We start from the raw sequence: 25701 nt of genomic DNA, 5'->3' as shown, positions 1-25701 counted from the left end.
TGTAATTAATAACAACTTAGCTACCTAACGCTCGTTGTTTTATTTTCGGAAAAACTGTGCGTAGAATGGTAAAAAAAGGCTTAGGGAAAGAATATGTTAAATGTGCTTTTAGTTGATGATGACAGTGAGTTTAGTGATGTCGTGTGTCACATTGTAGAATTCCTCGGGCATAATATAAATACAGCTGCAAACCTTGCAGAAGCAGAGCAATGGTTCGAAAACAATACATTCGACCACGTCTTTTTAGATTTTATGTTACCAGATGGCAGTGGTCTGCACCTACTTGAACACCTTAAAAAAATTGGTCAATCCCCGCGAGTGACACTCATTTCTGGCCACCCTTCGGTGAAGGGGAAATTAGCAGAAATGTGTGAGGCGAATGTAGGGCACTTAGTTAAACCCCTTCAGCGCGAAGACATCGAAAGGGTTCTCAACCCTAAAAAAGCAAATACAAAGAAAAAGTCAGCACCGAGTATTAAACGTCATTTTGGCACGCTCATTGGTGAATCTGATGTTATGCATAAGCTTTACACTATGATTGAACGTGTCGCAGCAACCTCTGCAAATGTCATGCTCATGGGGGAAAGTGGTGCTGGTAAAGAAGTCGTCGCACAAGCGATTCACAATGCGACAGCCTGCGATGGCCCGCTTGTTGCTACAAACTGTGGTGCATTTTCTAAAGAGTTGATTGGCAGCGAATTATTTGGCCACGAAAAAGGCGCTTTCACAGGGGCTGTTGCACGCAAAGAAGGGGTGTTTGAGCAAGCTGCTGGTGGTACGTTATTTTTAGACGAAGTCACCGAAATGCCCATTGATATGCAACCAAATTTATTGCGTGTCCTCGAAAATAAACGAGTGACCCGTGTCGGGGGGACAAAAGAGCAAGCGGTGAACTGCCGTGTTATTTCAGCAACCAACAGAACGTTGGATGACCTTGCGCAGAACAACGTGATCCGTGAAGATATCTATTTTCGCTTAGCTGTTTTTCCGATTGATATTCCTGCGCTACGTGAGCGTAAAGAAGATATCCCGCTACTTGCGAACGCATTTTTAGAGCAACTAAACGAAGAAAATGGCACAGACTTTAAATGGCAAGCAAGTCAGCTAAAAGAACTTGAAAGTCATGATTGGCCCGGTAATGTGCGAGAGCTTCGCCATGCTATTCACCGTGCTTTTATAATGAGCGACCCTAAAGGCAGTGCTATTACTTTACCTGAATCGCTCGAATCACCATTTTCTCGCGTCAATAAAGAAACACAGACCAGCCAGGTTATGGCTGGACAAACCATAGAAGAAGTCGAAAAAGAGCTGATCCACGCAACCTTGGATAAAGTACAAGGTAATAAAACCATCGCAGCACAAATGCTGGGGATCAGTACTAAAACACTCTATAACCGTTTAAATGCTTATGGCGGCATCGGAGAATACAAATAAAAAAAGGATAAAAAATGAATAATCACGAGTCTTTACGTCAGTTGGTACACGATGCTCGCGCACCACTTAACCGTATTTCAATGAATGCAGAGTTAGTTAAGCTCGTATTAGAAAACGATATGCCTAAAGAAAAAGCATTGGCCGCGCTTGATAAGATTATCGCCAATTGCCAGCAATGTAGTGAGCAACTTCAGCAAATTAGTGATACGCATACCAGCGATTAACGAATAAGCCATTGGGAAGAAAATGCATAAACAAAAGGGAAAAATCACATTAAATTGGGCAGGCTTTATAGCGATTGTTCTGTGTATTGTGATAGCCAATGCCATTTTGGCAGTAAACACGATTCGCTCACTGACAGAGACACAAAATAGTCTTGATAACACCAATTCGCTAAATACTGCCATTGAACGATTACATTTATCGGTGGTGCAAGCTGAGTCGGGTCAACGAGGTTATTTACTGACAGACCGTGAAGATTATTTGCTGCCATACAATGATGCGATTGCGTCTATGCAAGCGCAAATTATGCTGGTTAAAAGTTTACATTCTGAGATACCCGGTCAGGCTGAGCGTATTGCGCGGTTTATTTTTTTAGTGAATGACAAAATCGCAATAATGAGCCAAATTACGGATCTTGCTTTGGCCGATAAAAACGTGAAAGCTCGGCGTTTGCTTTTAACAGATAAAGGGCGCGAACTTTACAAAGACATTCGCGCTGCTGTTGATGAAATTCATATGCGCGAACTTAATTTTAAAGTCGAACAGTTCGCTAAATTATCGCAAATCAAAAACGACGCGAAACTGACTTTTGTGATCACTGCGGTGACCAGTACGCTATTGATCATTGGTATGTTTATTTTGACGCGGATCAACTCACTTAATGCAGCAAAATACCGTGCAGATTTAGAAATGCAAAATGAAACATTGGCTGCTAAAGTATCAGAGCGTACCCAAGAGTTAACCATTTATTCAGACGAATTAAGTCGCTCGAACCGAGAGCTAGAAGAGTTTGCGTTTGTCGCCAGCCATGATTTACAAGAGCCTCTGAGGAAAATTCAGGCGTTTAGTGATCGGCTCGAAAGTATGTTCAAAGACGATTTGGGTGAAAAAGGCCTCGATTATATTAATCGTATGAAAAATGCGGCGCAGCGCATGTCTAATTTGATTAATGACTTATTAGAGTTTTCGCGAGTTACAACCCGTGGCAAAGACTTTATTGATACAGATCTTAACGAGGTCGTTCATGAAGTGTTAGATGACCTTGAGATTGCCATTAAAGAATCAGAGGCAACGGTAAACTTAGATACGTTACCGCATATTCAAGCTGATCCGAGTCAGATGCTGCAACTGTTTTTAAATATTCTTTCTAATGCCGTTAAATTTAGACGTGAAAATGTGCCACCTATCATTACCATTTCCTATCAACGGACTGAAGAGTTTAGCCCTGCACACAACAGCGATGTTGCGTGGGAAATTATTACTATTTCAGATAATGGTATTGGCTTCTCTGAAGAGTACCTAGAAAAAATATTTGTTCCATTTCAGCGCCTTCATGGTCGTTCGCAATACAAAGGCACTGGAATTGGCTTGTCTGTATGCCGACGAATCGTAGAACGCCACGGTGGTGAAATTACAGCAACCAGTCAAGTGGGTGAGGGTGCAAGCTTCACTATTAAACTACCTGTGGAAACATCACTTTTCACATTGCAAGGAGAGGCTTAGATGCCACTTAATAAAGTAAAACCCATAACCATTTTAATGGCAGATGACGATGAAGACGATCGTTTATTAACCCAAGACGCTTTAGCTGAAAGTCGCGTACTCAATGAGCTGTTTTTTGTTGAAGATGGTGTTGAGCTACTTGAATACCTTGAACGAAAAGGCAAGTTCAGTGAGAAAGAAAACTCGCCGCGTCCAGGGCTCATATTGCTTGATTTAAATATGCCTCGCATGGATGGACGTGAAGCGTTACAAGCGATTAAGTCTAACCCTAATTTAAAAGGGATTCCGGTTGTTATTCTTACTACATCAAAGCAAGAGGAAGATATGATCAAAGGCTACGACTTAGGTGCAGCCTCTTATATCACCAAACCGGTTACTTTTGATGGATTAGTCGAGCTCATGAAAACCTTAGGAAAATACTGGGTCGAGTTTGTTGAACTACCGCCATCAAATAATGATTAAAGGATAAGCAATGTTAGATAAGGTAACCCGATTACTGTTAGTAGAAGACGATGAAGATGATTATATTCTGACCTGTGATTACTTAGAGCAACTGGGTTCCCATACATTTGATGTTGAATGGTTAAGCTGCCCTGAGCAGGCGATTGGTGTACTGAGTGAGAACAAACATGATATTTGTTTGTTAGATTATCGCTTAGGGGCATCGGACGGATTAGAAGTGCTAAAACGGGCTGTTGCGAATGGTTTTCGCGGCCCGATAATCATGCTTACGGGGCAGTCTGACGAAATGCTTGATTCCGCCGCGCTCGATGCGGGAGCTGTTGACTACTTAGTTAAAAGCGAAATGAGCTCAGGGCGTTTTGCGCGCGCGATACGTTACGCACTAGCGCGACGAGAAGTCGAAGATGAACGTGTTGAGCGTTTAAAAGCCGAAGCTGAAAACCGCTCGAAAGACCGTTTTTTAGCGCACTTAAGTCATGAGTTACGCACCCCTTTGTCGTCAATTCTTGGCTACACTGAGCTATTAATGCAAAGTGAAAAAAACCAGCATGCGCAGAATGAGCTCGGGGTGATTTACAGAAACGGTAAGCATCTTTTGAGTTTGTTAAACGATGTACTTGATTTGTCTAAAATTGCTGCAGATAAACTTGAGTTGAACTGCAGTGATGTAAACCTTGATAGCTTGATGGCTGATGTGTACACGCTGATGCGGGTATCTGCGATTGATAAGGGGTTATCATTGCGATTTGAATCGCAGCAAGCCCTGCCTTTGATCATTAATTCAGACGCCACGCGCTTACGACAGATTTTAATTAATATTATTAATAACGCGATTAAGTTTACGAACCATGGTGAAATTGTCGTGCGCGCATGGACTGCGTGGGTTAATGAGCGCGAAATGCTGTTTTTTAGTATTAAAGATACAGGGCTGGGTATTGCACCAGAAAAGCAAGCTATTATCTTTAAACCGTTTGAACAAATTGCCGATGTTGAATCACGCGATGTGGGCGGAGCAGGCCTAGGCCTTGCTATTTGTTCTGAGCTGTTAACGCGTATGCAGGGGTCAATCAGTTTGGAGTCAACTCAGGGAGTCGGGTCTGAATTCACCTTGTCGATTTACCCTGGCAATATTCGCGATGTTGAACGTCAACGACTTCGCTTTGATTCGAATCCAGATTACCAACAAAAGTTAACGACCTTGACCACCCATGGGCGTGTGTTAGTTGTAGATGATTTAAAAGATTTGCGTATTTTAGTGGGCCATATGATCGCCAGCACCGGGGCTGATGTTGAATACGCTGAAAACGGCAAACAAGCGATTGAAAAAGTGGCCGCTGCTGAAAAAAATGGTAAGACGTTTGATATTGTTTTTATCGATTTGCACATGCCTGTTATGGGCGGCAAAGAAGCAACCATAGAGCTCAGAAAAATGGGTTACCAAGGTCCTATTATTGCGTTAACGGCCGCCACAATGAAAGGCGTTAAAAGCGAACTTACCGCGCTTGGCTTTAATGACATGATAGCGAAACCCCTTGATTCAGGTCTACTTTACCATGTGCTTAACCATTATATTTGCCAAGGAAAAACCGACCCCGTCGTGGCACGTGATGATTGCCCCGCCATAACACAACAAAGTACGCGCTACTTGCTGGTGGAAGATGATAGTGATGCCGCGCAAATTACGCAGCTATTGTTAGAAAGCTTGGGTGTCGAAACGGTGATTGCAGCCAGTTATAAGGCGTGCCTACAAACCTTACACACGGACCAACACTTCGATAAAGTGTTACTTGATATGCACCTGCCTGATGGTGAAGGACTTGATTTAGCACGCGAAGTTAAACAGCTTTACCCCAACTTAACGTTAGTTATTGTCAGTGGGGCCGAGCCAGAACCAGAAAAAATTGAACAGTTAGATATTGATCAAGTGCTGTTAAAGCCGATTAACTTAGGCTTGTTAACCCAGCTTATTGAGGGTTAGTGGTTATCGACTGCCTTACAACCAGCTCAGGTTCAAATACGGTTTGCAAAGGAGCCGTTTGCTTTTGATAAACGTGGCTCAACACCCAATCTGCCGCCATTTTGCCCATTTCGTTAATAGGGTAGTTTATGGTACTGAGAGGGGGGTAAACATGGCGTGTAAAAAACACATTATCGTAACCCATTATAGAAAGTTGATCAGGGAGTGTGAGACCGAGCTCTCTGGCGCTCGCCATAGCACCGGTTGCCATCTCGTCATTGGCACAAATAACCGCACTAAACGGCTTAGCGTGTTGATAAAGCGTTTTTAGGCCTGTAAACCCGCTGGCTTCCATAAAGTCACCTTGATAAAGTAATTGTTCATCAAAGGGTAACCCATACTCTGCGAGTGCTTTTTTATGGCCTTCAAGACGGTCTTGCGCGTCTTTTTTCCAAAGTGGACCACTAATATATGCAATCTGTTTATGGCCTTGTTCAAGCACATGTTTCGTTGCAAGGTAGCCACCTTTAATATTGTTTAAAATAATGCACCGATCGCTTAATTCACTAATAAAGCGATTGATTAGCACAAAGGGTACTTGGCTTTTACTGAGTTTTATAAGGTAGTCATCACTTACGGCTTCAACATGTAAAATAAGCCCGTCACAATTACGACTAATAAGGAATTCAATGCCTTGTTTTTCACGCTCTTCATTACTGTGGCCTGCGGCGATAATTAAGTGCTTTTTTTGATTGCGAAATGTATTTTCTATACCGCTCATCATCGGTCCATAAAAGGGACCATGTAATTCAGATACCAAAAGGCCAACACTGTTTGAGCAATTCGACGCTAATGATTGAGCGATTGAGTTAGGTCTATAACCAAGTTCATCCATCGCTGCGGTGACTTTTTTGCGAGTGGCATCACTAACATTAGCGTTGTTATTCATTACTCTTGAAACAGTCGCAAGTGATACACCCGCTAGTTTCGACACCTCGTAAATGGTGGCCATGTTATTCCTTTTTAAAACCCAAATTATGGATGATTTTTCAGTGACAAGTCAGCACTGATCTGCTCAACTGTTTTATTATCGAGAATATACCTTTTCATGATTAAGGCGACAAGCACGCTGCCAATTGCAGGGTATAGCGTAAATGAAATCAAAATTCCCGACAGTGTTTGATTACTCAGCGTTGTGTTTGCTTCGTAACCGTAAAATGCGAGTAACCAGCCAGCAATAGCCCCACCCAAAGCAAGGCCAAGCTTAATGAAAAACACCACACTGGCATACACTAGGCCGGTTAATCGCTCACCGGTTTTCCATTGACCATAGTCAATCGTGTCGGCCATTTTGGCCCACAGTAACGGGGTGGCCATTTGGGTGAAAAAGCACCATAAAAAGTAAATAATAAAGGCAAGTGCTAACTGTTCGCTCGGTAACCAAAATGCCACGCAACTAATGATGGCCGAGATGTATTGTAAGCGAATATAGGCCGTTTTTTTATCGACACGTTTACTGAGTGGTTGCGCACAAGCACAGCCTAAAATATTACCTATCATGCCTATTGTAATAAAGTAAGTGACCAGTTCAGCTTCGCCAAGAACATACTTGACGTAATAAATTGCCAAGGTGGTACGAAGTACCATACTGGTTAAAAGCATAACGGCGGCAAAACAAAGTACCTTAAACGGGCCGTTTTGCAATAAGGTGCTCATGCGGCTTTTCCAGCTCAGAGAGCTGTTATGCTCGGCTATAACACGCTCTTTGGTAAAGCGAAAACAGATTAAAAATAACACCACACCCAAGCCACTCATCAGTGCCATAGTAAGCTGATAACCTAGGGCGTTATCACCTTTACCTAACCAATTTACCAGCGGTAAAGTACAGGCACTGACAATCAATCCTCCTAACATACCGAATACAAAGCGATAAGACTGTATAGATACGCGTAGCTTAGGGTCTGGGCTTAATACGCCCCCTAAAGCAGAGTAAGGGATATTGATAGCGGTATACACAAGCATAAGGAGTGTGTAGGTGATAAAGGCATAAATGACCTTGCCCGACTCGGGTAAATCGGGGGTTGTGAAGGTGATCATACTAATCACCCCAAATGGCACAGCCAGCCACAGCAAATAAGGCCGGTAACTGCCATATTTAGTGCGTGTCGAGTCGGTTAATGCGCCCATAAGTGGATCGGTAATCGCATCAACGACTCTTACCACTAAGAACAAGGTGCCGACAACTGCTGGCGAGATACCAAAAATATCGGTATAGAAAAAAGTTAAAAATAACATTACCGTTTGAAAGATAATGTTACTCGCTGTATCTCCTAAGCCATAAGCTATCTTTTCTTTTGTTGTCAGCATGTGTGTTCTCGTTTGTTATTATTTTTTTCGCTGCTTTAACAGTGCGCGATACTGCTTTGCACTTTCTTTTAAAATGCGTTGTTGGCTTTGATAGTCGATATAAACTAACCCAAAACGTTTTTCATAACCATACGCCCATTCAAAGTTATCCATTAAGCTCCATGCAAAATAGCCTTGAATATTAACGCCTTGGCGAATTGCATTACACACAGCATTTAAATGAGTGTGATAATAATCAACGCGTTCAATATCGTATACTTCACCATCTACTAAACTATCAGCCATAGCTGCACCATTTTCGGTGATATACATTTTGGGTAAATTATAGTGCTGATGTAATGAAACAAGCAGCTCAGTCAGGCCTTCTGGGTAAACTTCCCAGCCCATATCGGTGACACGCACATCGGTCAACGGGGCTTCTTCAAACCAGCCATCAGGCGTGCTTTTGTAGTGTATGCGGGTATAGTAATTAACGCCAATAAAGTCGATAGATTGACTAATTATTGCCATATCATCGGCTTCGATAATGGGTTTTACATCCGCCGCTAAGTCATCAAAAAGCGGGGGATAGCATCCCTCTAAAACCGCTTTAATGTACCACTGATTATGGTATTGGTCAGCAAGCTTTGCTGCGTTGCAATCATTCTCTGTCAGTGGGTAGGTTGGACTGAAGTTTAATACGATACCTGCCTCGGTATTAGGGCAGTTTTTGCGTAATACTTGCATAGCCAAACCATGAGCCAGTAATAGATGATGAGCCGCTTGACGACCTGCTTGCTGGCTTTTTATGCCCGGAGCATGCACACCAATTTCGTAGCCTAAATACGCACTACAAAACGGTTCGTTCAACGTGGCAAAAGAGTCAACCAAGTCACCTAAGTGACGACTGACTTTGTCGGCATAGTCTTGGAACTTGTAGGCTGTTTCGCGATTCAGCCAGCCCCCTTTGTCTTCAAGGTGCTGGGGTAAATCCCAGTGGTATAAGGTGACATATGTTTTGATATTGCGTGCTTTAAGTGCGCTGAGTAACTCAGTATAAAATGCCATGCCTTGTGAGTTTACAGAGCCATCCTCGTTGATTACCCGAGGCCATGAAATAGATAAACGATAGGCATCAACGGCTAAATCAGCAATCATCTCAATATCGTGTCGCCAATGTGTAACATGATCGCACGCTATATCACCGTTACTGTTATCGGCAATGGCGGAAGGTTTTTCGCAAAAAGTGTCCCAAATACACGCTAAGCGTGTATCCCGTGCGCCTTCAATTTGAAATGAGGCAGTAGCAACACCAAAGGTAAACTCGGGCTTGAGTAAATACGAGTCGGGCAAAAGAGAAATAGTTTTAAACACAGTGGATAGTCTTCCTTCGCATTGATTGTGTAAGGCGGCTGGCATACAGCATAGTAGTCAGTTGTAAGCGCTTACAGTTTTTCTGCAAATAAATTGCTTAATATGATTTATATGTTATAAATGTAAGCGCTTACATTTTATGTTGCAACACTTTTTTGTTTTTTCTTTAACCATGAAAAAGCACTATATTTGCTGTAACAAACTGATAAATATAAATAACTAGAGAATAAAATTATGGCTCATGTTTCAACGCCTGTTGCGGCAACATCAAGTCAAGTGGCGATGCCCAAGCAAACTTTTGCACTGGCATCATTAACCACTTTGTTTTTTATGTGGGGATTCATCACGTGTTTAAACGACATTCTGATCCCGTATCTAAAAGGCATGTTTTCACTTAACTACACGCAAGCGATGCTGATTCAGTTTTGCTTTTTTGGCGCGTACTTTGTGATGTCTATTCCCGCCGGTAAGCTTGTAAGTCGTATTGGTTATCAGTTTGGTATTGTTGTAGGGCTGGTTGTAGCAGCAATTGGATGCGCACTGTTTTACCCTGCGGCTGTCGCACATGTGTATGAGTTGTTTTTACTTGCCTTGTTTGTGCTTGCATCAGGTATCACTATTTTACAAGTCTCTGCTAATCCGTATGTCAGTGTACTTGGACCACAAAAAACCGCGTCTTCACGTTTAACAATGACCCAGGCATTCAACTCGCTAGGCACCACGGTTGCACCTATTTTTGGTGGGTGGTTAATTTTAACGGAAGTGAGTCATGCGACTGCGGAACAAGTGAAGTTTCCTTATTTAATGTTGTCTGCCAGTTTGCTTGTTCTTGCCCTCATTTTTGCATTCTTAAAATTACCTAAGTTAGGCAGAGAAGCTGATAACGAAGCGGAGCATCAAGACCTTGAAGACTTTGTTGATTTAGGCAGCGTTTGGCAGTATCGCCATTTGATTCTTGGTGCTGTGGGTATTTTTGTTTATGTCGGTGCTGAAGTCGCCATTGGCAGCTTTTTAGTCGGCTTTTTAACCCTTGATAACATTGCAGGCTTAACTGATAAAGAAGCCGCTCATTACATTAGCTACTATTTTGCTGGCGCCATGATCGGCCGCTTTATCGGCGCGCTGGTAATGCAAAAGTTCAATGCAGGTAAAGTGCTTGCGTGTCATGGATTACTGGCTGTTGTATTGATTATTGTTGCAATGACCGGCGAGGGCAGCCTTGCAATGTGGGCGATTTTACTGGTTGGATTATGTAATTCAATTATGTTCCCAACCATTTTTAGCTTGGCACTACATGGTCTGGGTAAATACACCTCAAAGGGGTCAGGTATTTTATGTTTAGCGATTGTTGGCGGCGCCATTATACCGCTTATGCAAGGTATGCTGGCTGATTCAATCGGTGTACAGCTCGCGTTACTACTGCCAATCGCTTGTTATTTATATATTACTTACTTTGCGCTTTCTGGCTCAAAAGTAGTGTCTCAGAACCGTCATTCTTAAAGGTGCAGACTATGACAATAAAAAAACCATTAACGCTGTGTTCGATAATGATTGCCAGCATCAGCATTCTTGGCTGTACAGGGCAAGATAAGGTGGCAAAAATGAACGCTGAGAATGAAATCTGGCCTCGTATCGAAACGGGCATTAACGCAGACCCAGAAATGGAAGCGCAAATAGCTGCTCTTTTGGCAGACATGACGCTTGAGCAAAAAGTGGCGCAGATGATTCAACCTGAAATTCGAGATATCACGGTTGAAGATATGCGTAAATACGGGTTTGGTTCTTACCTAAATGGTGGAGGCGCATTCCCTAATAATGATAAACATGCCAGCGCCGCTGATTGGATAGACTTGGCTGAAAAAATGTATCAAGCATCAATTGACGATTCACTTGATGGCAGCAAAATCCCTACTATGTGGGGCACCGATGCTGTGCATGGTCACAATAACGTAATTGGGGCGACCTTATTCCCACACAACATTGGCTTAGGGGCGACAAACAACCCCGCCTTAATTGAGAAAATTGCAGCGGCAACCGCACAAGAAGTGATGGTAACGGGTATCGACTGGGTGTTTGCACCGACCGTTGCAGTGGTTCGTGATGATCGTTGGGGACGCACATATGAAGGCTATTCTGAAGACCCTGAAATCGTTAAAGCTTACTCAGCAGCAATTGTAAAAGGATTACAAGGCGCAGTTGATGAAGACTTTTTATCGGATAAGCGCGTGATCAGTACCGTTAAGCACTTTTTAGGTGATGGAGGGACTGAAGGGGGTGACGATCAAGGTAATAACACGGCATCTGAGCAAGAGTTATTTGATATTCATGCCCAAGGCTACGTTGGTGGGCTAGGTGCCGGCGCACAAACCGTGATGGCGTCGTTTAATAGCTGGCATGGAGAGAAAATTCACGGCAGTAAGTACCTACTTACCGATGTGTTAAAAGGTAAAATGGGCTTTGATGGCTTTGTTGTTGGAGACTGGAATGGTCACGGCCAAATTCCGGGTTGTACAAATGGTAATTGTGCACAAGCTGCGAATGCGGGTCTTGATGTTTACATGGTACCAACAGATGCGTGGAAGCCATTGTATGAAAATTTAATCAAACAAGTTAACAGTGGCGACATTGCCCAAAGCCGAATTGATGATGCAGTAACGCGTATTCTGCGCGTTAAAATGCGTGCCGGTTTATTCGATAAACCAAGCCCGGCAAACCGTCCGCTTTCAGGCAAAACAGACATCATTGGCAGTGCAGAGCATCGTGCAATTGCCAAGCAAGCGGTGCGTGAATCGTTAGTGTTATTAAAGAATAAGCAACAGCTGTTGCCATTATCGCCTAAAGCAAATGTGCTTGTCGCGGGTCTGGGTGCTGACAACATTGGTATGCAGTCGGGTGGCTGGACAATTACGTGGCAAGGTACTGGTAATGAAAACAGTGATTTTCCGGGTGGATCATCAATTTACGATGGTATTAAACACACGGTTGAGCAAGCCGGTGGACAGGTTCAATACGATTTAAACGGTGAATATACAACAAAACCTGATGTGGCCATTGTAGTGTTTGGTGAACAACCATATGCAGAAGGCAATGGTGACCTAGATAACCTTGAATATCAGCGTGGTAATAAATCAGATTTAGCCTTACTTAAAAAGCTGAAACAAGCCGGAATTCCAGTGGTATCTCTGTTTATTAGTGGTCGCCCAATGTGGGTGAATGCTGAACTTAATGCCAGTGATGCGTTTGTAGCAACTTGGCTTGTAGGCAGTGAAGGTGATGCCATTAGCGATGTCATCTTTAAACAGGCTGACGGTTCAATTAATCATGATTTTAAAGGGAAATTATCGTTCTCTTGGCCAAATAATCCGGTAGAAAATTATAATCGTGGCGATAAAAACTACGCACCTCTGCTGCCTTATGGCTTTGGCTTAACCTACCAAGATGCCAATACGTTAACAGATGAACTAAACGAGGTATCTGACGTGGCCACTAAATTAGAAGATTTAGTGTTATTTGAACGCGCAGTAAAAGCCCCTTGGTCATTGCAACTGCAAAGTGGCAATGAGCAACAAACAATGACAAGTAGCCGTGCATCACTCAATGCGGTAAGCGTAAAAACCTTTGATAAAGACGTACAAGAAGACGCGCGTGCGATTACCTTTAATGGTAAAGAGCCTGCTGCGGTACGTTTAATGGCTGCGTTCCCGTCAGATTTGCGTTCATATGTTGAAAAAGCGGGTCAGCTTGAAATGCAAATTAAGATAGACCAAGCAGCAGATGCACCATTGATGTTAGGGATGCAGTGTGGTGAAAATTGTGACGGTCAATTTGATATTAGCAAACAGCTAACACGCACGTCTGAGTGGCAAACACTCACGGTTGATTTGAACTGTTTTGTTGAGCAAGGCGTTAACCTTGGACAAATATTCTCACCATGGCAGCTTGCAACTGACGGTGCGTGGCATGTATCTGTTGCTAAACTTAGTGTGAGCAGTTCACACGCACAGGACTCAACAATTTCATGTCAGTAAAAACCTATGCTGTTATTTTGCTAACAGGCGCATTGAGTGCCTGTCAGCAAACAGCAGAACCCATTAAAGCCAGCCTAGGTGAAGGCTGGCAGCTTGTTTGGCACGATGAGTTTGAACAAAACACCATTGACCCAACTAAGTGGCAGCACGAAGTTAATTGCCGTGGTGGTGGTAATGATGAGCAGCAATGCTATACCGCCAGAAGCGAAAACAGCTTTGTTGAATCTGGCTTGTTGCATATTGTTGCGCGTAAAGAGCAATACACTGGGCCTTTACATAACGCAGATGAAGTTACTCGCGATGCTGAAAGATCGTTGCTGGCTACTCAGCCTTTTACGTCGGCACGGCTTCGTACTAAGCACTTAGGTGATTGGCGTTATGGACGCTTTGAAGTTCGCGCTAAATTGCCAGCAGGACAAGGGGCGTGGCCTGCTATTTGGATGCTGCCTACGGATTGGCACTATGGTCGCTGGGCGTCATCAGGCGAAATTGACATTATGGAAGCGGTTAATTTAAACACTCAAACTGATGATAAAACAGCCCCAGCTGGTAGCTTAGAAACACGCGTGCATGGCACCTTGCATTACGGTGGACCTGCTCCTGAAAATGTTTACAGTGGCACGCCTTATCGTTTTAGTGATGCAGATAACCCCGCTGATAATTTTCATGTTTATGCGCTTGAATGGCAGCAAGATGAAATTCGTTGGTATGTTGATAATGTGCACTATGCAACGTTTCGCCATGACCAGTGGTATTCAACATCACAGCAAGCCGATGGCTCATTTGTAGAAAACAGCGGTTTTGCCCCTTTTGATCAGCGTTTTCATTTATTACTCAACTTTGCAGTTGGGGGTAATTGGCCCGCCAATGTCAATGACAAAGGGGTTGACATGAGTGGTTATCCAAAGCAAATGCTAGTGGATTATGTGCGTGTTTTTCAGTGTAGTCAAAACAGTGAAACGGGCAAGGGGTGCGCTTCTGTGCAGCCATCAGCAGTGCACATAAAAGGCAAACGTCAGTGAATTATGAGCCAAGAGCCTGCAGGTGTTTCGCCGAACTCGTTGCATCTGCTGGCTTTTGGCTCATTCTATCGGTTGAGCTTTTGTAGTAATAATTGTCTTATTTTTCTTGCGGTTAATTCATCAATATCAGCCAAAATACCGTGTGCAGGCTGTGCAATATGGCTGGTTAAATCGACCTCATCAGCAAATACATAGTGATTAAACAATTGCTGCCATTTTTGTTTATGCTCTTTTGGTAAGTCCTTTATCGCCAACATGCTATGCAACATAGCATCAAAGGGGTTGGCCAAATACTCCGGAGCTTGTCGCCACCAATAATTAACTAACACATTAAATGGCTGTGTTGCACTGACTTGGTGCCACCAAAGTGCAGGAATATAAATGGCATCCCCAGGTGTTAATGTCGCTGTTTGCGCCTTTTCTGCAGCCTCTTTGAAACGTGGAAAACGCGTGAAATCAGGGTTATTAAAATCGACTAAGCTAATAGCCTGACCCGCGGGTGTAAACTCAAGAGGCCCAACATATAAGTTATTTACCTGCTCAGTGGGCAGTAGGGTAAAGGTGCGCTTACCTGCAGCAACACACGCCAAGTTATCGGCATTGTCGTAATGAGCCGCAATATGACTGTGATTTCCGACCCAGAGACTTGTTAGGCAGTTATAATCGGTCACCTCTAATGGGTTGTCGAGGCTAAAGCCCGGCGCGCAGTATTCCACAGCGGTTGACCCCATATACAACGAGTCAGCCTGTGTGTGCGCTAATTTATCGACTAACTTGTCTAGCACGCTTTTAAGTGAGTCGGCGTGTTGTGAAAAATTAAGTCCCGATAAATCAGCATTATAAAAATAGCGGCCTTGATGCATAGCATCGGCACTAAAACTGCGAACAGGCGCATTATTGGCCAGCTCTAAAAGGTAGCTTAATGCCTGTTTTTCGCCTTTTTTGGCTGCTGCAACCTGAGGCCAGTGAGCACACAGCTCTCTTATCACCAAAGGCTCAGTTAAGTCGGCTAAAAACGCTTTGAGGTTGGTAATCTCTGAGGCATTGCACTCATTAATTGGTGCTGCGCTAAACATTACTGCTGCGCCCACTTCTTATTCAGTAAGTGTGGGATCTGTTCCATTGATGCAAGTACCATATAAATGGCTTGTAAGTCGCCTTGCTGTTGCAACTGTTTTAACTGTTGCGGTGTTAAATCATTTAGTGCGTGTTGATTAATGGTATAAAAACCTGTCACTGTAACTTTTTCGCCATTCTTTTGGGCATATTCGATACTGAATGCTTCCAGCAGGTTGGCGGCAAGTAGGCGCTCAAAAAAACCATTAATTGTTTGATGCTCTTGATGCAGGGTATTCAGTACTTGAGCAATGTGATTTAAGTAATCACTGTTACCGCCATGCTCAAGGAAAATGGCTTCCCCCTGACTTGTACTAACACGAGGGCTGTCTAAATCAATATGCACCACTAATGATTGCTCAGGAATTCCATTGTTATATTGCGTCTGTTGGCCTATTAAAAACGGTTGGCGCTGCATGCTAAGCGGTAAGTAACTTAGTTTTAATTCGCCTTTTTCATCAAGCAGTAGGTTTTCACCATTTTCAAAACCAAATAATGCCAATGCTTCAAACTGACCTGTTTGTGGTTGCTTACGAAATACGATAGGTTGGTTTGCTTGTACTTTTGCAAACTCGCTTGGGAAAATAGTGGCGCAGCTAATTTTATCGCCCCAGTCGGCACCGCGTGCGGTGATCACTTTCAGGTCTTTATGGCTAATATTATCAAGTAAAACGTGATTGGCCATTGGGCCTCCTAATGCTGATATTAAATAGGTTGAATACCAAATTGCTGAATATGGTTTAGCAGCTCACGATTTGTTGGTAGCTGCTGTAAAGCATATTTGGCATGTTGTTGGTTAGCAGTAAAGTGCTCAACAATTGCAGCAGGCATTGCCATGCTTGGAAATTTAGGCAGCTGTTTCATGCCATAGAGCACATACTGATAACTGGCCGCAGAGAATACCTCTTGGGCACGATCAAAATCGTTGAGCCATGGACTTTGATACTGCCACAGCGCTAAATTCTCTTGCAGTTGCGCCGGTACACTTGCGGCTTCTTTATGTGCTTGCCAGTATGGACTGGTCCGTTTTGATAACACGTAATGCAGTTTTAAAAATTCGATTATGCGCTGCCAGCGATAATGGCATTGGTCATCAAAGCGTTTGGCAAGCGTAGGCATCGCTGCACGGTGTGTGGGAAAATTAGCCAGTAAATTATTAAGACCAAGCTCCACCATCACGAGTGCAGAGGCTTCTAGCGGTTCAATAAAGCCTGCTGACATTCCGATTGCTAAACAGTTTTTATGCCAAAAAGTGCGCCTGTAGCCGGGTGTAAAACGAATCTCGCGAAATGTTAATTGGCTTTGGTCTGTGCCTGGCTGGGTGCTTTCAATGTAGCGGCCAAGCGCTTGTTTGGCATCATCACTGTTGGCAAAACGACTTGAGTAAACCATACCAAGCCCACGACGACTTTGTAGGCCAATATCCCAAATCCAGCCCGCATCTTGAGCGGTGGCTTTGGTATAAGACAAAATGTCTTGTTGTGGACTTGCATAAGGTACTTGCACTGCCACTGCGCGGTCGTTAAATAGCACATCTTGTTGCTCGATTAATTCAACGCCGTAATGTTGATGTAAGAGCTTTGCGTGTGTCCCCGAGCAGTCAATAAACAAGTCGCCGGTAATTATTCCATGATCGCGTGTTTCTAATGAGCTGATGTAGCCTTCATCATCGTTATTAATGCTTTCAACATGGCTTACAATATGCTCGACATTAAGTTGAGTGGTGCAGTGAGTTTGCAATAACATCGCAAACTTTCCAGCATCTAAATGATAACCATAGTTTGCTTCGCCTTGGTAGGCGCTGTGTAGGTGGTTTTTTGGGGCTTTGTGGTGATCGCATAAGTAGGTTTGACTTGCGACGGCATGGCTAAAACTTACGGCCTCTTTATTGGCGAACCAATAGGGAGCAATGTTTAGCTGCTGATAGGCAACAGGCAAACTAAACGGGTGGTAATAATGGGTGCTGCCATCATCTTCGCACCAGCCATCAAAGCGTGAACCTTGTTTAAATGAAGCATCGCAGGTTTGAATAAAGTCACTTTCACTAATGCCGATGGTTTTCAGTGTTTGGCGCATTGTCGGCCAGGTACCTTCACCAACACCAATGGTGGCAATATCAGGGGATTCAATGAGGGTGATCTGTGCGTTATGGGTTAAATGTGGCTGTGCGGCAATTAAACCCGCGGTTAACCAACCGGCAGTTCCCCCTCCTAAAATGACCACTTTTTTTACATTATTCTGTTGCATGTTCAAAGCTACCTTAAACGCTATAAAGACAAACTAGCATATTTGTGAAAAAAAAAGCCGCTGTTGAGCGGCTTTTTTGACAACAAAATGCTAGAACGAGTAGCGGAAGCCGATGTTGTAGCGCGCACCGTACTGGTTTGCACGTAACAGCTGCTCAGAGTAACGAACGTAGGTACGCTGCGTTTCATCTGTCAGGTTTAGACCTTCAACAAACACCGTTAGCTTTTCGTTCACGGCGTAGTTCACGTTGATATCCCACTGGCCATAAGACTCAGTAAAAACAGGTGATGAGTGTTGATCAAAGCCTGTTAAGAATTCATCGCGCCAGTTATATGAAATACGCGCCGATAAGCCGTTTAAATCATAAATAGCTGAGAAGTTTGCTGAATCACTTAAGCCCGGTAAGGCAAATTGATAACCGATAGCATCTCTGTCTGCTTCAACATCACCAAATACAAACGTTGCGTTGGCTGCGATACCAAATCCAGTTTCACCAAACATGTGCTGTGCAGCAAGCTCCCAACCCCAAAGGTTAGCGGTCTCAACGTTGTTATCGCGAGATACAAAGAAGTTTGCCAGTGGGTCAGTGCTATTGCCCACAATCGGTGTGCCTTCTTCAGTGCCTTGGTTTTCGTTGATTTTATCGTGAATTGCTTGGTCAGACGGTTGCTCACCTGCTGCAGCTAGGTCTTCACGCGCTTGCTCAGCACGGTCACCAATGAATGGGTCTGTGATGCCGTCAATTGTTTCTTCTGTGGTGATGTTCACTAAGAAGTTATCAACTTGCTTACGGTAGTAACCAGCAGAAACATAGCTGCCTTCACCGTAGTAGTACTCAAGTGATAAGTCGATGTTATCGGCTGTATAAGGTTTTAAGTTCGGGTTACCTACCGCAACTTTACGTTGACCCACTTTGGGGTTACCCAAGAAAGACGTTGTTGAACGCAGTGCGCCAACAGGTGGGCGAGCTAGGGTACGACTATATGAGAAACGAGCAATCACATCTTCAACCACTTCGATGTTCATATCGATATTTGGTAAAAATTCTTTCGTGCTGCCTTCACCGTTTGAGAAGGTACGCTCATCAGCATAAATGTATGACCATTCGTTGCCGTTTACCCATTCCATTGCAACAGCAGGGCGCTCTAGGCTGTTTGCTGTAACATCTGTTGATTCGTAGCGTAAGCCTGCGGTAATGTTAATTGGCATGCCGTTGAATTCTGTTTCGAAGTTAGCTTGTGCATAAAATGCCGTCGTTTCTTCGCTAACACGGTGGTCATCATCAATTGGACCCGCTTGCACCTTGCCGTTTACTTCCGCTGGCCAACTACATGCACCAATGCCGCCATCTGGGTGGTCACAGTCAATGCTTTCGGCGATTGCAACGATTTCATCAAAGTCAGCATCGTAGTAGTAGTTTAATAGCTTGTCGCTACCGCCACCAGAGAAGCCATCAAGTAAACCAGAGCTGTCAACGCGCGTAAACATGCTGTCATCATACCAATCAGCAGAATTTAGCCACCAACCAGCCGCTAACTGACCTGAATAAGCCGTGGTAGTACGGAAATCAACTTTTGTATGTGATACACCAAAGTTAATGCTTGAAAGCGCGCCTGTGTTTTCATTGTACCAAGTACCTTTTAACTGGTACTGGTCTAGATCGTTAGTGTTCGTGTCTTTATTAACACCGGCGAATAAGGTTCCCATATCGCTTGGTAATAGCTCTGCTTGACCGTTGGTCAATGTCATATCGATCAGTGGGATTTCGCCTTGGCTGAAGTCAGCCATTTTCTCATCAATATTCACTGTTGGGTTTTCACACCATGAACACGATGTATTACCAATGATCATAAATGCATCATGGCCAAGACCAACCCCAGCACTTTCTGCTGATGAGTTGTGAGCATCAAACTCGATGTTTAAGTTATCAGTTACTTGCCAATCAATGTTTAAACCCAGTGATTTGTTTTCGTTTTCTGTGGCACCACGGTTAAGGTTTGTCGAATAATCACCACCAATTTCAGTAACTTTTGTGTAAGTGCCATTTTCGTTGATGTTCGCTGAACTTACGTTACCACCATTATTGAACCACACACCGAAACTACGACCGTCTTTTTCAAATTCAAGTTTTGAGTAGGTGTAATCGAGTGTTGCTGTAATACGGTCTGTTGGCGCGTATTGCAATACAAGTTGACCGTTAGTACGTTTACGTGTGTTGTCCGAGAAGGCATAACCGGCATTTTGTGGATACCATGTTGCCCCATCGGCACGTTGATTGTTGTCTGTTAATGCTAAATCTGGAGATGACGAAATATCAACATTCGGGATCCAGTTATCAACCGCCATTGCTTGCTCGCGGTTGTTACGCTCTTGCACTGAACCTGAAATTAAAACACCAAAACGGTCATCATTGAAAGTGTTGCTGTAAATGCCAGAAACTTCAGGTGTAATATTATCGCCAGTTTCGTTTGATGTATCATGAACCGCTTTTGCACCAATTGATGCCTTAAGACCAGGGTTCGATAATGGTTTTGCTGTAGTGATATTAACGGTTGCACCGATACCACCACTAGGTATGTCTGAACGAGCTGTTTTGTAGACTTCAACACCGCTGACGCTTTCAGTCGCGATATCACCAAAATCAAATGAGCGGCCGCCCGTTGTTGGCATTTGGCGGTTGTTTAACGTGACTAAGTTAAACTCAGGACCAAAGCCACGTACAGTGATTTTACTGCCTTCACCGTTACTGCGGTCTATAGACACACCTGTAATACGTTGCAGAGATTCTGCTAAGTTTGTGTCTGGAAACTTACCGATATCTTCTGACGTGATTGCATCAACAACACCTGCAGATTGACGTTTGATATCCATTGATTTTACAAGGCTACCGCGGATCCCCGATACTTGTATTACTTCAATATCACTCGCTTTCTCGGATTTTTCTTCGGCAGCAGCTGAGTGAGGAACTAGCGCGCTTAATCCCATTGCCATGGAAAGGCTAATGGCAAGCTGCTTTTTCTTGAATAGTGTGTGGTTCATGCAAATCTCCAGATTTGGTTTTATTTTTCGTGTTTGTTGTCTAAATGTAAGCGCTTACATTCTATTGCAAAAAAAATCGCCGAACCCGATTTTTATAAATGTAACCGCTTACAATAAGTTATTAGAAAGTTAAACAATGGTCAATATAAATCACTTTTTAGTTGGCAATTAATATGTATGTTCATGTTATTATAAGGAATAATTAAGTGTAACTTTTTGGCTTTTTAACGGGTTTTGCAGCTGTTTTAGGTAAAATTAGATAATTCAATTAATGTTAATATAGTACAAAAGGTGTTGTAGACTATAAGGAACCCACAATGCACTCAGTCAAATTTGTTAACGAAATAGTGACACCAAGTAAAGTGGTGTGTGTTGGTCGAAACTATGCCGCTCATATCGCAGAGCTCAATAACGAAACACCGACCAGTATGGTGTTATTTGTAAAACCGAACAGCGCATTAACGCAGTCTCTGTATGCTAAGCACGGTTCTGAGCAATTACATTACGAAGCAGAATTGTGTTTTTTAGTGAAAAATAAGCAGCTTGCTGGTGTTGGCCTTGGACTTGACTTAACCAAACGCGATTTACAAACTCAGCTAAAACAAAAAAGCTTACCCTGGGAGCGTGCTAAAGCCTTTGATGGAGCGGCACTTTTTACAGAGTTTGTGCCAGTCAATGAGTCAGGGCAGTATCAATTTAGTCTACACATTGATGGTAAATTAGCCCAGCTTGGCGACACTCAGTTGATGATCCACACTGCTCAGCAGATTTTAGCTGAGATCAATGAATTTATGAGTTTACAGGATGGTGACATCATTATGACAGGCACCCCTGAGGGAGTGGGTAAAGTTATTTCAGGTGCCACTTTTAATGTGGCGCTAAAAGATGGCTCTACTCAAGTTCTAACCCATCAATGGCAGGCGATTTAAGTGGCGCTAAGATAAATCGTTGGTAGTAATTTAAAAAATCAGGAAAACTTTCCTCTAACCAAGCTCGTTGGTTTTGTTGATATTTTTCACTTGGTAATACGGTGTTTTTAAGCGCGTTATTAATGTCGATTAACACGCGTTGTGCATAATTATTGGGGGCGCTGGTTGAGCAGCCAATCGCACCCAGCACAACATGCTGTTCAGGGTCACCGATGGCGAGTTTCTTTATATCTTGCTGGTATTTTTTATTGTAATAGTCTGCCACAAATGGGTAATCAATGGTGTAGTCAATATAGCCGTGCTCAAGCTGCGTGAGTAGTGCATAACTTGCTTGGCTGCCAGTGCTGCTCAGTGCTGCATGGTCATAAAGCTTAATGTTTTTTGCAATGTTATCCAGGGTGTTGCCAAACTTGCGTGCATCATTTTGACCATATATAAAGTGTGCATCTGTTAACAGCGAAATTAATGACACGGGATTACCGTGAGCTTTATAAATTTTTTCAGCTTGTTCGCTATTACTTAATACAGTAAACGGCGGGTAAACCGTGGTCGGAATAGAGTAAGTAACGCGATGTGTTTTTTGTTCACGATGAATCATACACGCATAACAAGCCATGTGGCCTTCATCTAAATATTTACTTGCTCGCTTTTGTGGGATTGTCACCTTGGTATGTTTTATGTGTGGCAGGGCGGTGATGAGTAAATCGGTTATTTCGTTACATAAACCCGCGTGAGGAGTTGTTTCATTTTTTTCGATATAAAAAGGCCCGCTATCGTTTTCGAGCCATGTAATTGATAGTTGTTCAGAAGCATGCACATACGAGCCAAGTAATAAGCTAGAAATAACATAGAATGCTTTTTTTAGATGTTTTCTCATCGTTTACCTTACAACTCAATAACGATGATTAACTATACACCAAAGTATTGAAAATAAAATAAACAGCAATTAAAAATGGTTATATAGTATTGGTTTTGGCGGGATTAAAGCCTATCAAACGATAGGCTTTACAGCATTAAAATGGCATTGGGTAGCGATTAAATACCTGTGCTATTTTTTCAAGTGCCTCATCGGTGAGCGTCACTGAGAAAGCATCAATATTTTCTTTTAACTGCGACATTGACGTGGCACCGATGATGGTTGAACTGACACCATCGACCTGATCACACCATGCAAGCGCAAGTTGTGAAGGGGTTAGATTAAAGGCATTCGCTATCTCTACATACTCTGCGATAGCTTGTTGCGACTGAGGCGTGTCTCTAAATAGGCCATTGCGTTGTACCAGTGTCCAGCGGCTACCTTCAGGGCGCGCACCATTAAGGTATTTACCACTTAACATACCACCACCGAGCGGTGACCAAGGTAAATACGCAATATCTTCGTGAATACATTGCTCGATTAAGTAAGGCCAGTCTTTGGCATGCAGTAGACTAAATTCGTTTTGAATAGACACCATGCGCGGCAAATTATGTTGCTCACTTAAACGCAAGTATTGGCTAATACCCCATGGACTATCATCAGAAAGACCACAGTGTTTAATTTTACCAGCTTTAACACAGTCATTCAGGCCTTCAAGAATATCGAGCATACCTGCAATATTTTGCTCGGTGTCGGCATCTGAAAAACGCACAATGCCGGGCCATTGTTTACCAAAATGCGGCGAGGTGCGGTTAGGCCAATGAAGCTGATATAAGTCGATAACATCGGTTTGTAATCGTTTTAATGAGGCATCAACGGCGTTAACCACCGCTTGACGAGTGATATCTTCGCCTTCACGAACCCAAGGTAAACCATTACCGGCAATTTTAGTCGCAATAACGAGGTTTTCACGTTTATCTTTATTACGTGCAAGCCAATGACCAATAATCTCTTCGGTCTTACCATAGGTGTCAGGCGAGGGCGGTACGGCATACATTTCTGCCGTGTCGATAAAATTAACGCCTTTATCTAACGCATAGGCAATTTGTTCATCGGCATCAGCTTGGTTATTTTGCATACCCCATGTCATGCTTCCTAAGCAAACACGGGAGACGTCAATACCACTTCGGCCAAGTGGGCTATAAAGCATATTAGTTCCTTGTTAATCGTTAGAGTGGGCTTTAAGTGCAGCTAAAAGCTCATCGCTTAGCTCTGCTTTTTTACCCGTTGTAAAGTTAAACATGACAACGTGTGATGAGCCAACAGTGGTAACTGCCTTTTGGCTCTCACTGAATACGGTGTAGTGCATCATAAAGCGGTCTTTTTCAATGTCACTTATGGTTACACCAACATGCACGGAATCTGGAAACGTCACGGGGCGTTTATAGCGAGCATTGTTTTCGCTGATCACCGGACCCACGCCTGTTGCTTGTAAATCTTTAAGAAAGCCTAATTGTGTAAAAAAGTCGATACGAGCGGTTTCAAAGTAACGAAAATAGACCACATTATTCACATGCTGAAGGGCGTCCATTTCACCCCACGCTACATTAATTTTTGTTCTGATAGGGTGTTGTTCTATAAACGATTGCATAGCAAATCCAGGTTAATTGTGAGAAAAGCTAGGTTAGCAACATGCTGCTTTTAGCTCAAGAAAATTAGAAAACTAAGTATATTGTGCTAACTTTATAAGTTCACGCTTACGTAAAGTGTGAGTAAATCGAACACACATGAAGGACCTAGTTATGCAGCAATTAACAGCGAAAATGATAAAGTGGGCAGTATTATTCATCTTACTGGCTCTGGCTCTACTGTGCTACAGTATGGGCACAATGTCTGGGTTTATCGTACTAATTTTCTTGGGACTTTTACTCGAAGCCGCCTTTTGGTTATTTGGAGCACGGCTGTTTAGTCGCAAAAAAACACGCGAGCAAACACGTCAAACCTCTTAGTATGTTCGCTTGCACTATCAGGTAGATTAAATAATAATAACTGTATAAATGAACAGTTGTTGTATGCCTGATGAAAAAATTCATTCATATTGATATGGATTGCTTTTTTGCTGCAGTAGAGATGCGTGACAATCCTGCACTTGCCAGTGTACCTCTTGCGATTGGTGGGAACAGTCGCCGTGGTGTGCTTTCTACGGCCAACTATATTGCGCGCCAATATGGCGTTCGTTCAGCTATGTCTAACTACCATGCTAAACAATTGTGTCCTGATTTAGTCATTGTGCCCGGACGAATGCATGTATACAAAGAAGTCTCTCAACAAATCCGTGAAATTTTCGCTAAATACACTGACCTGATTGAACCCTTATCGCTTGATGAAGCTTATTTAGATGTTACCCAAAGCAGTGCATGCAGAGGCAGTGCGACTCTAATGGCTGAGCAAATTCGACAAGAAATTTTTACCACAACAGGCCTAACTGCATCGGCGGGTATCGCACCGATTAAATTTATTGCCAAAATAGCCAGTGATGAGAATAAACCCAATGGTCAGTGCGTGGTACTGCCTGAGCAAGTGGATAGCTTTTTAGCCAAGTTGCCGCTAGGCAAGATCCCAGGTGTAGGGAAGGTGACGCTTGAAAAATTGCAACTTAAAGGCTTATACACGGGAGCTGATGTTCGCGAAAAAGGGGTTAATTGGATGCAGCAACACGTGGGGAACTTTGGTGTTTCGCTTTATCAAAAATGCGCAGGAGAATACGTAGGTAAAGTGTCTACGGAACGCGTACGTAAATCGCTGAGTGTGGAACACACTTATGAATTCAACAAAAATAGCTTAGCTGAGTGTTTATCTGAGTTACCCCGTTTAATGACAGAGTTAGTACGCCGTTTAGAAAGGCAGCAACTGAGTAACAGAATCAACAAATTATCAGTTAAAGTGAAGTTCGCAAATTTCACAGTGACCAGTGCCGACCAAAGTCATCATCAGTTAGATGACAGCATTTTTACAGAGTTAATGAGTAAAGCGTATGAACGCGGAAATAATAAACCTGTCAGACTCTTGGGCATTGGTGTGGGAATAAAGAGTGAAGCCCACGAGCATTTTCAGTTAAGTATATTAGACTAAAGGTTAACACCTAGGTTGTTTAAAGTTTGTTAGT

At 43.1% G+C, this 25701-nt stretch carries 21 protein-coding genes; 11 read left to right on the top strand and 10 right to left on the bottom strand.

Features of this window, described 5'->3' with window-relative positions:
• Positions 1–93 precede the first annotated feature (93 nt).
• The 5 genes from IT970_RS12355 to IT970_RS12335 are packed head-to-tail and all read left to right on the top strand — an operon-like array spanning position 94 to position 5599.
• Complete coding sequence (locus tag IT970_RS12355) at positions 94–1434, top strand: sigma-54-dependent transcriptional regulator (protein WP_036966220.1); 1341 nt, start codon at positions 94–96, stop codon at positions 1432–1434.
• A 14-nt stretch (positions 1435–1448) separates the two neighbouring features.
• Positions 1449–1658 carry a histidine kinase gene (locus tag IT970_RS12350; RefSeq protein WP_036966223.1) on the top strand — a complete coding sequence of 70 codons (210 nt, stop codon included), beginning with the start codon at positions 1449–1451 and terminating at the stop codon, positions 1656–1658.
• Between the two features lie 22 nt (positions 1659–1680).
• Positions 1681–3159 (top strand): sensor histidine kinase, encoded by a 1479-nt coding sequence (locus IT970_RS12345; RefSeq protein WP_196857379.1) that lies wholly within the window; start codon positions 1681–1683, stop codon positions 3157–3159.
• Positions 3160–3621: a response regulator gene (locus tag IT970_RS12340; RefSeq protein WP_036966232.1), complete on the top strand. Its 462-nt coding sequence runs from the start codon at positions 3160–3162 to the stop codon at positions 3619–3621. It abuts the gene before it with no gap.
• 10 nt (positions 3622–3631) lie between these two features.
• On the top strand, positions 3632–5599 hold the full coding sequence (locus tag IT970_RS12335; RefSeq protein WP_065979714.1) for a response regulator: 1968 nt from the start codon (positions 3632–3634) through the stop codon (positions 5597–5599).
• On the opposite strand, the gene IT970_RS12330 is transcribed toward IT970_RS12335, so the two are convergent.
• From IT970_RS12330 to IT970_RS12320, 3 genes are read right to left on the bottom strand one after another with little or no spacing between them, the layout of a single operon-like run.
• Positions 5586–6590, bottom strand: a complete 1005-nt coding sequence (locus IT970_RS12330) for a LacI family DNA-binding transcriptional regulator (RefSeq protein ID WP_036966238.1) — start codon at positions 6588–6590, stop codon at positions 5586–5588. The two genes, IT970_RS12335 and IT970_RS12330, sit on opposite strands and share 14 nt — an antisense overlap.
• 23 nt (positions 6591–6613) lie before the next feature.
• Positions 6614–7945, bottom strand: a complete 1332-nt coding sequence (locus IT970_RS12325; RefSeq protein ID WP_196857378.1) for a glycoside-pentoside-hexuronide (GPH):cation symporter — start codon at positions 7943–7945, stop codon at positions 6614–6616.
• A gap of 18 nt (positions 7946–7963) precedes the next feature.
• Complete coding sequence (locus IT970_RS12320) at positions 7964–9298, bottom strand: GH1 family beta-glucosidase (protein WP_231387280.1); 1335 nt, start codon at positions 9296–9298, stop codon at positions 7964–7966.
• 234 nt (positions 9299–9532) lie between these two features.
• Here IT970_RS12320 and IT970_RS12315 point away from each other — a divergent pair, with 234 nt between their 5' ends.
• The 3 genes from IT970_RS12315 to IT970_RS12305 are packed head-to-tail and all read left to right on the top strand — an operon-like array spanning position 9533 to position 14348.
• A complete protein-coding gene (locus IT970_RS12315) occupies positions 9533–10798 on the top strand; it encodes a sugar MFS transporter (RefSeq protein ID WP_074988914.1) in 1266 nt (421 codons plus the stop codon).
• A gap of 11 nt (positions 10799–10809) precedes the next feature.
• The gene (locus tag IT970_RS12310) at positions 10810–13326 is read left to right on the top strand and encodes a glycoside hydrolase family 3 protein (RefSeq protein ID WP_036966252.1); all 2517 of its coding nucleotides are present in this window, start codon (positions 10810–10812) and stop codon (positions 13324–13326) included.
• On the top strand, positions 13317–14348 hold the full coding sequence (locus tag IT970_RS12305) for a glycoside hydrolase family 16 protein (RefSeq protein ID WP_196857376.1): 1032 nt from the start codon (positions 13317–13319) through the stop codon (positions 14346–14348). The genes IT970_RS12310 and IT970_RS12305 overlap by 10 nt, the downstream gene beginning before the upstream one ends.
• A 65-nt stretch (positions 14349–14413) precedes the next feature.
• Here IT970_RS12305 and IT970_RS12300 read toward each other — a convergent pair whose 3' ends face one another.
• The 4 genes from IT970_RS12300 to IT970_RS12285 form a co-directional block, all read right to left on the bottom strand.
• The gene (locus tag IT970_RS12300) at positions 14414–15424 is read right to left on the bottom strand and encodes a cupin-like domain-containing protein (RefSeq protein WP_036966259.1); all 1011 of its coding nucleotides are present in this window, start codon (positions 15422–15424) and stop codon (positions 14414–14416) included.
• Positions 15424–16149: a SapC family protein gene (locus tag IT970_RS12295; protein WP_196857375.1), complete on the bottom strand. Its 726-nt coding sequence runs from the start codon at positions 16147–16149 to the stop codon at positions 15424–15426. Before IT970_RS12295 ends, IT970_RS12300 begins: the two co-directional genes overlap by 1 nt.
• Positions 16150–16169: 20 nt before the next feature.
• The gene (locus tag IT970_RS12290; RefSeq protein ID WP_196857374.1) at positions 16170–17711 is read right to left on the bottom strand and encodes a tryptophan halogenase family protein; all 1542 of its coding nucleotides are present in this window, start codon (positions 17709–17711) and stop codon (positions 16170–16172) included.
• Between the two features lie 90 nt (positions 17712–17801).
• Positions 17802–20750 (bottom strand): TonB-dependent receptor, encoded by a 2949-nt coding sequence (locus IT970_RS12285; RefSeq protein WP_231387279.1) that lies wholly within the window; start codon positions 20748–20750, stop codon positions 17802–17804.
• 317 nt (positions 20751–21067) lie between these two features.
• On the opposite strand from IT970_RS12285, the gene IT970_RS12280 reads away from it, so the two are divergent.
• A complete protein-coding gene (locus IT970_RS12280; RefSeq protein ID WP_036966270.1) occupies positions 21068–21679 on the top strand; it encodes a fumarylacetoacetate hydrolase family protein in 612 nt (203 codons plus the stop codon).
• On the opposite strand, the gene IT970_RS12275 is transcribed toward IT970_RS12280, so the two are convergent.
• The 3 genes from IT970_RS12275 to IT970_RS12265 form a co-directional block, all read right to left on the bottom strand.
• Positions 21642–22556: an ABC transporter substrate-binding protein gene (locus IT970_RS12275; RefSeq protein ID WP_196857373.1), complete on the bottom strand. Its 915-nt coding sequence runs from the start codon at positions 22554–22556 to the stop codon at positions 21642–21644. The genes IT970_RS12280 and IT970_RS12275 overlap by 38 nt on opposite strands.
• A gap of 136 nt (positions 22557–22692) precedes the next feature.
• Positions 22693–23745: an aldo/keto reductase gene (locus IT970_RS12270; protein ID WP_065979722.1), complete on the bottom strand. Its 1053-nt coding sequence runs from the start codon at positions 23743–23745 to the stop codon at positions 22693–22695.
• A 12-nt stretch (positions 23746–23757) separates the two neighbouring features.
• Positions 23758–24186: an acyl-CoA thioesterase gene (locus IT970_RS12265; RefSeq protein WP_036966275.1), complete on the bottom strand. Its 429-nt coding sequence runs from the start codon at positions 24184–24186 to the stop codon at positions 23758–23760.
• A 151-nt stretch (positions 24187–24337) separates the two neighbouring features.
• Between IT970_RS12265 and IT970_RS12260 the strand changes: the two genes are divergently transcribed.
• Complete coding sequence (locus IT970_RS12260; protein ID WP_065979723.1) at positions 24338–24544, top strand: hypothetical protein; 207 nt, start codon at positions 24338–24340, stop codon at positions 24542–24544.
• Between the two features lie 70 nt (positions 24545–24614).
• On the top strand, positions 24615–25667 hold the full coding sequence (dinB, locus tag IT970_RS12255) for a DNA polymerase IV (protein WP_036966279.1): 1053 nt from the start codon (positions 24615–24617) through the stop codon (positions 25665–25667).
• Positions 25668–25701: the final 34 nt, after the last annotated feature.

Source organism: Pseudoalteromonas sp. A41-2 (genome assembly GCF_015767615.1).
Lineage (GTDB): Bacteria > Pseudomonadota > Gammaproteobacteria > Enterobacterales > Alteromonadaceae > Pseudoalteromonas > Pseudoalteromonas lipolytica.
Note: the sequence above shows the minus strand (reverse complement) of the source record. Positions and strands in the feature narration are given on the sequence as shown.

What these genes read in the sequence shown, in the direction of transcription:
- IT970_RS12355 (WP_036966220.1), top strand. Translation starts at nt 94, where the DNA reads ATGTTAAATGTGCTTTTAGTTGATGATGACAGTGAGTTTAGTGATGTC.
- IT970_RS12350 (WP_036966223.1), top strand. Translation starts at nt 1,449, where the DNA reads ATGAATAATCACGAGTCTTTACGTCAGTTGGTACACGATGCTCGCGCA.
- IT970_RS12345 (WP_196857379.1), top strand. Translation starts at nt 1,681, where the DNA reads ATGCATAAACAAAAGGGAAAAATCACATTAAATTGGGCAGGCTTTATA.
- IT970_RS12340 (WP_036966232.1), top strand. Translation starts at nt 3,160, where the DNA reads ATGCCACTTAATAAAGTAAAACCCATAACCATTTTAATGGCAGATGAC.
- IT970_RS12335 (WP_065979714.1), top strand. Translation starts at nt 3,632, where the DNA reads ATGTTAGATAAGGTAACCCGATTACTGTTAGTAGAAGACGATGAAGAT.
- IT970_RS12330 (WP_036966238.1), bottom strand. Translation starts at nt 6,590, where the DNA reads ATGGCCACCATTTACGAGGTGTCGAAACTAGCGGGTGTATCACTTGCG.
- IT970_RS12325 (WP_196857378.1), bottom strand. Translation starts at nt 7,945, where the DNA reads ATGCTGACAACAAAAGAAAAGATAGCTTATGGCTTAGGAGATACAGCG.
- IT970_RS12315 (WP_074988914.1), top strand. Translation starts at nt 9,533, where the DNA reads ATGGCTCATGTTTCAACGCCTGTTGCGGCAACATCAAGTCAAGTGGCG.
- IT970_RS12310 (WP_036966252.1), top strand. Translation starts at nt 10,810, where the DNA reads ATGACAATAAAAAAACCATTAACGCTGTGTTCGATAATGATTGCCAGC.
- IT970_RS12305 (WP_196857376.1), top strand. Translation starts at nt 13,317, where the DNA reads ATGTCAGTAAAAACCTATGCTGTTATTTTGCTAACAGGCGCATTGAGT.
- IT970_RS12300 (WP_036966259.1), bottom strand. Translation starts at nt 15,424, where the DNA reads ATGTTTAGCGCAGCACCAATTAATGAGTGCAATGCCTCAGAGATTACC.
- IT970_RS12295 (WP_196857375.1), bottom strand. Translation starts at nt 16,149, where the DNA reads ATGGCCAATCACGTTTTACTTGATAATATTAGCCATAAAGACCTGAAA.
- IT970_RS12290 (WP_196857374.1), bottom strand. Translation starts at nt 17,711, where the DNA reads ATGCAACAGAATAATGTAAAAAAAGTGGTCATTTTAGGAGGGGGAACT.
- IT970_RS12285 (WP_231387279.1), bottom strand. Translation starts at nt 20,750, where the DNA reads ATGAACCACACACTATTCAAGAAAAAGCAGCTTGCCATTAGCCTTTCC.
- IT970_RS12280 (WP_036966270.1), top strand. Translation starts at nt 21,068, where the DNA reads ATGCACTCAGTCAAATTTGTTAACGAAATAGTGACACCAAGTAAAGTG.
- IT970_RS12275 (WP_196857373.1), bottom strand. Translation starts at nt 22,556, where the DNA reads ATGAGAAAACATCTAAAAAAAGCATTCTATGTTATTTCTAGCTTATTA.
- IT970_RS12270 (WP_065979722.1), bottom strand. Translation starts at nt 23,745, where the DNA reads ATGCTTTATAGCCCACTTGGCCGAAGTGGTATTGACGTCTCCCGTGTT.
- IT970_RS12265 (WP_036966275.1), bottom strand. Translation starts at nt 24,186, where the DNA reads ATGCAATCGTTTATAGAACAACACCCTATCAGAACAAAAATTAATGTA.
- IT970_RS12260 (WP_065979723.1), top strand. Translation starts at nt 24,338, where the DNA reads ATGCAGCAATTAACAGCGAAAATGATAAAGTGGGCAGTATTATTCATC.
- dinB (WP_036966279.1), top strand. Translation starts at nt 24,615, where the DNA reads ATGAAAAAATTCATTCATATTGATATGGATTGCTTTTTTGCTGCAGTA.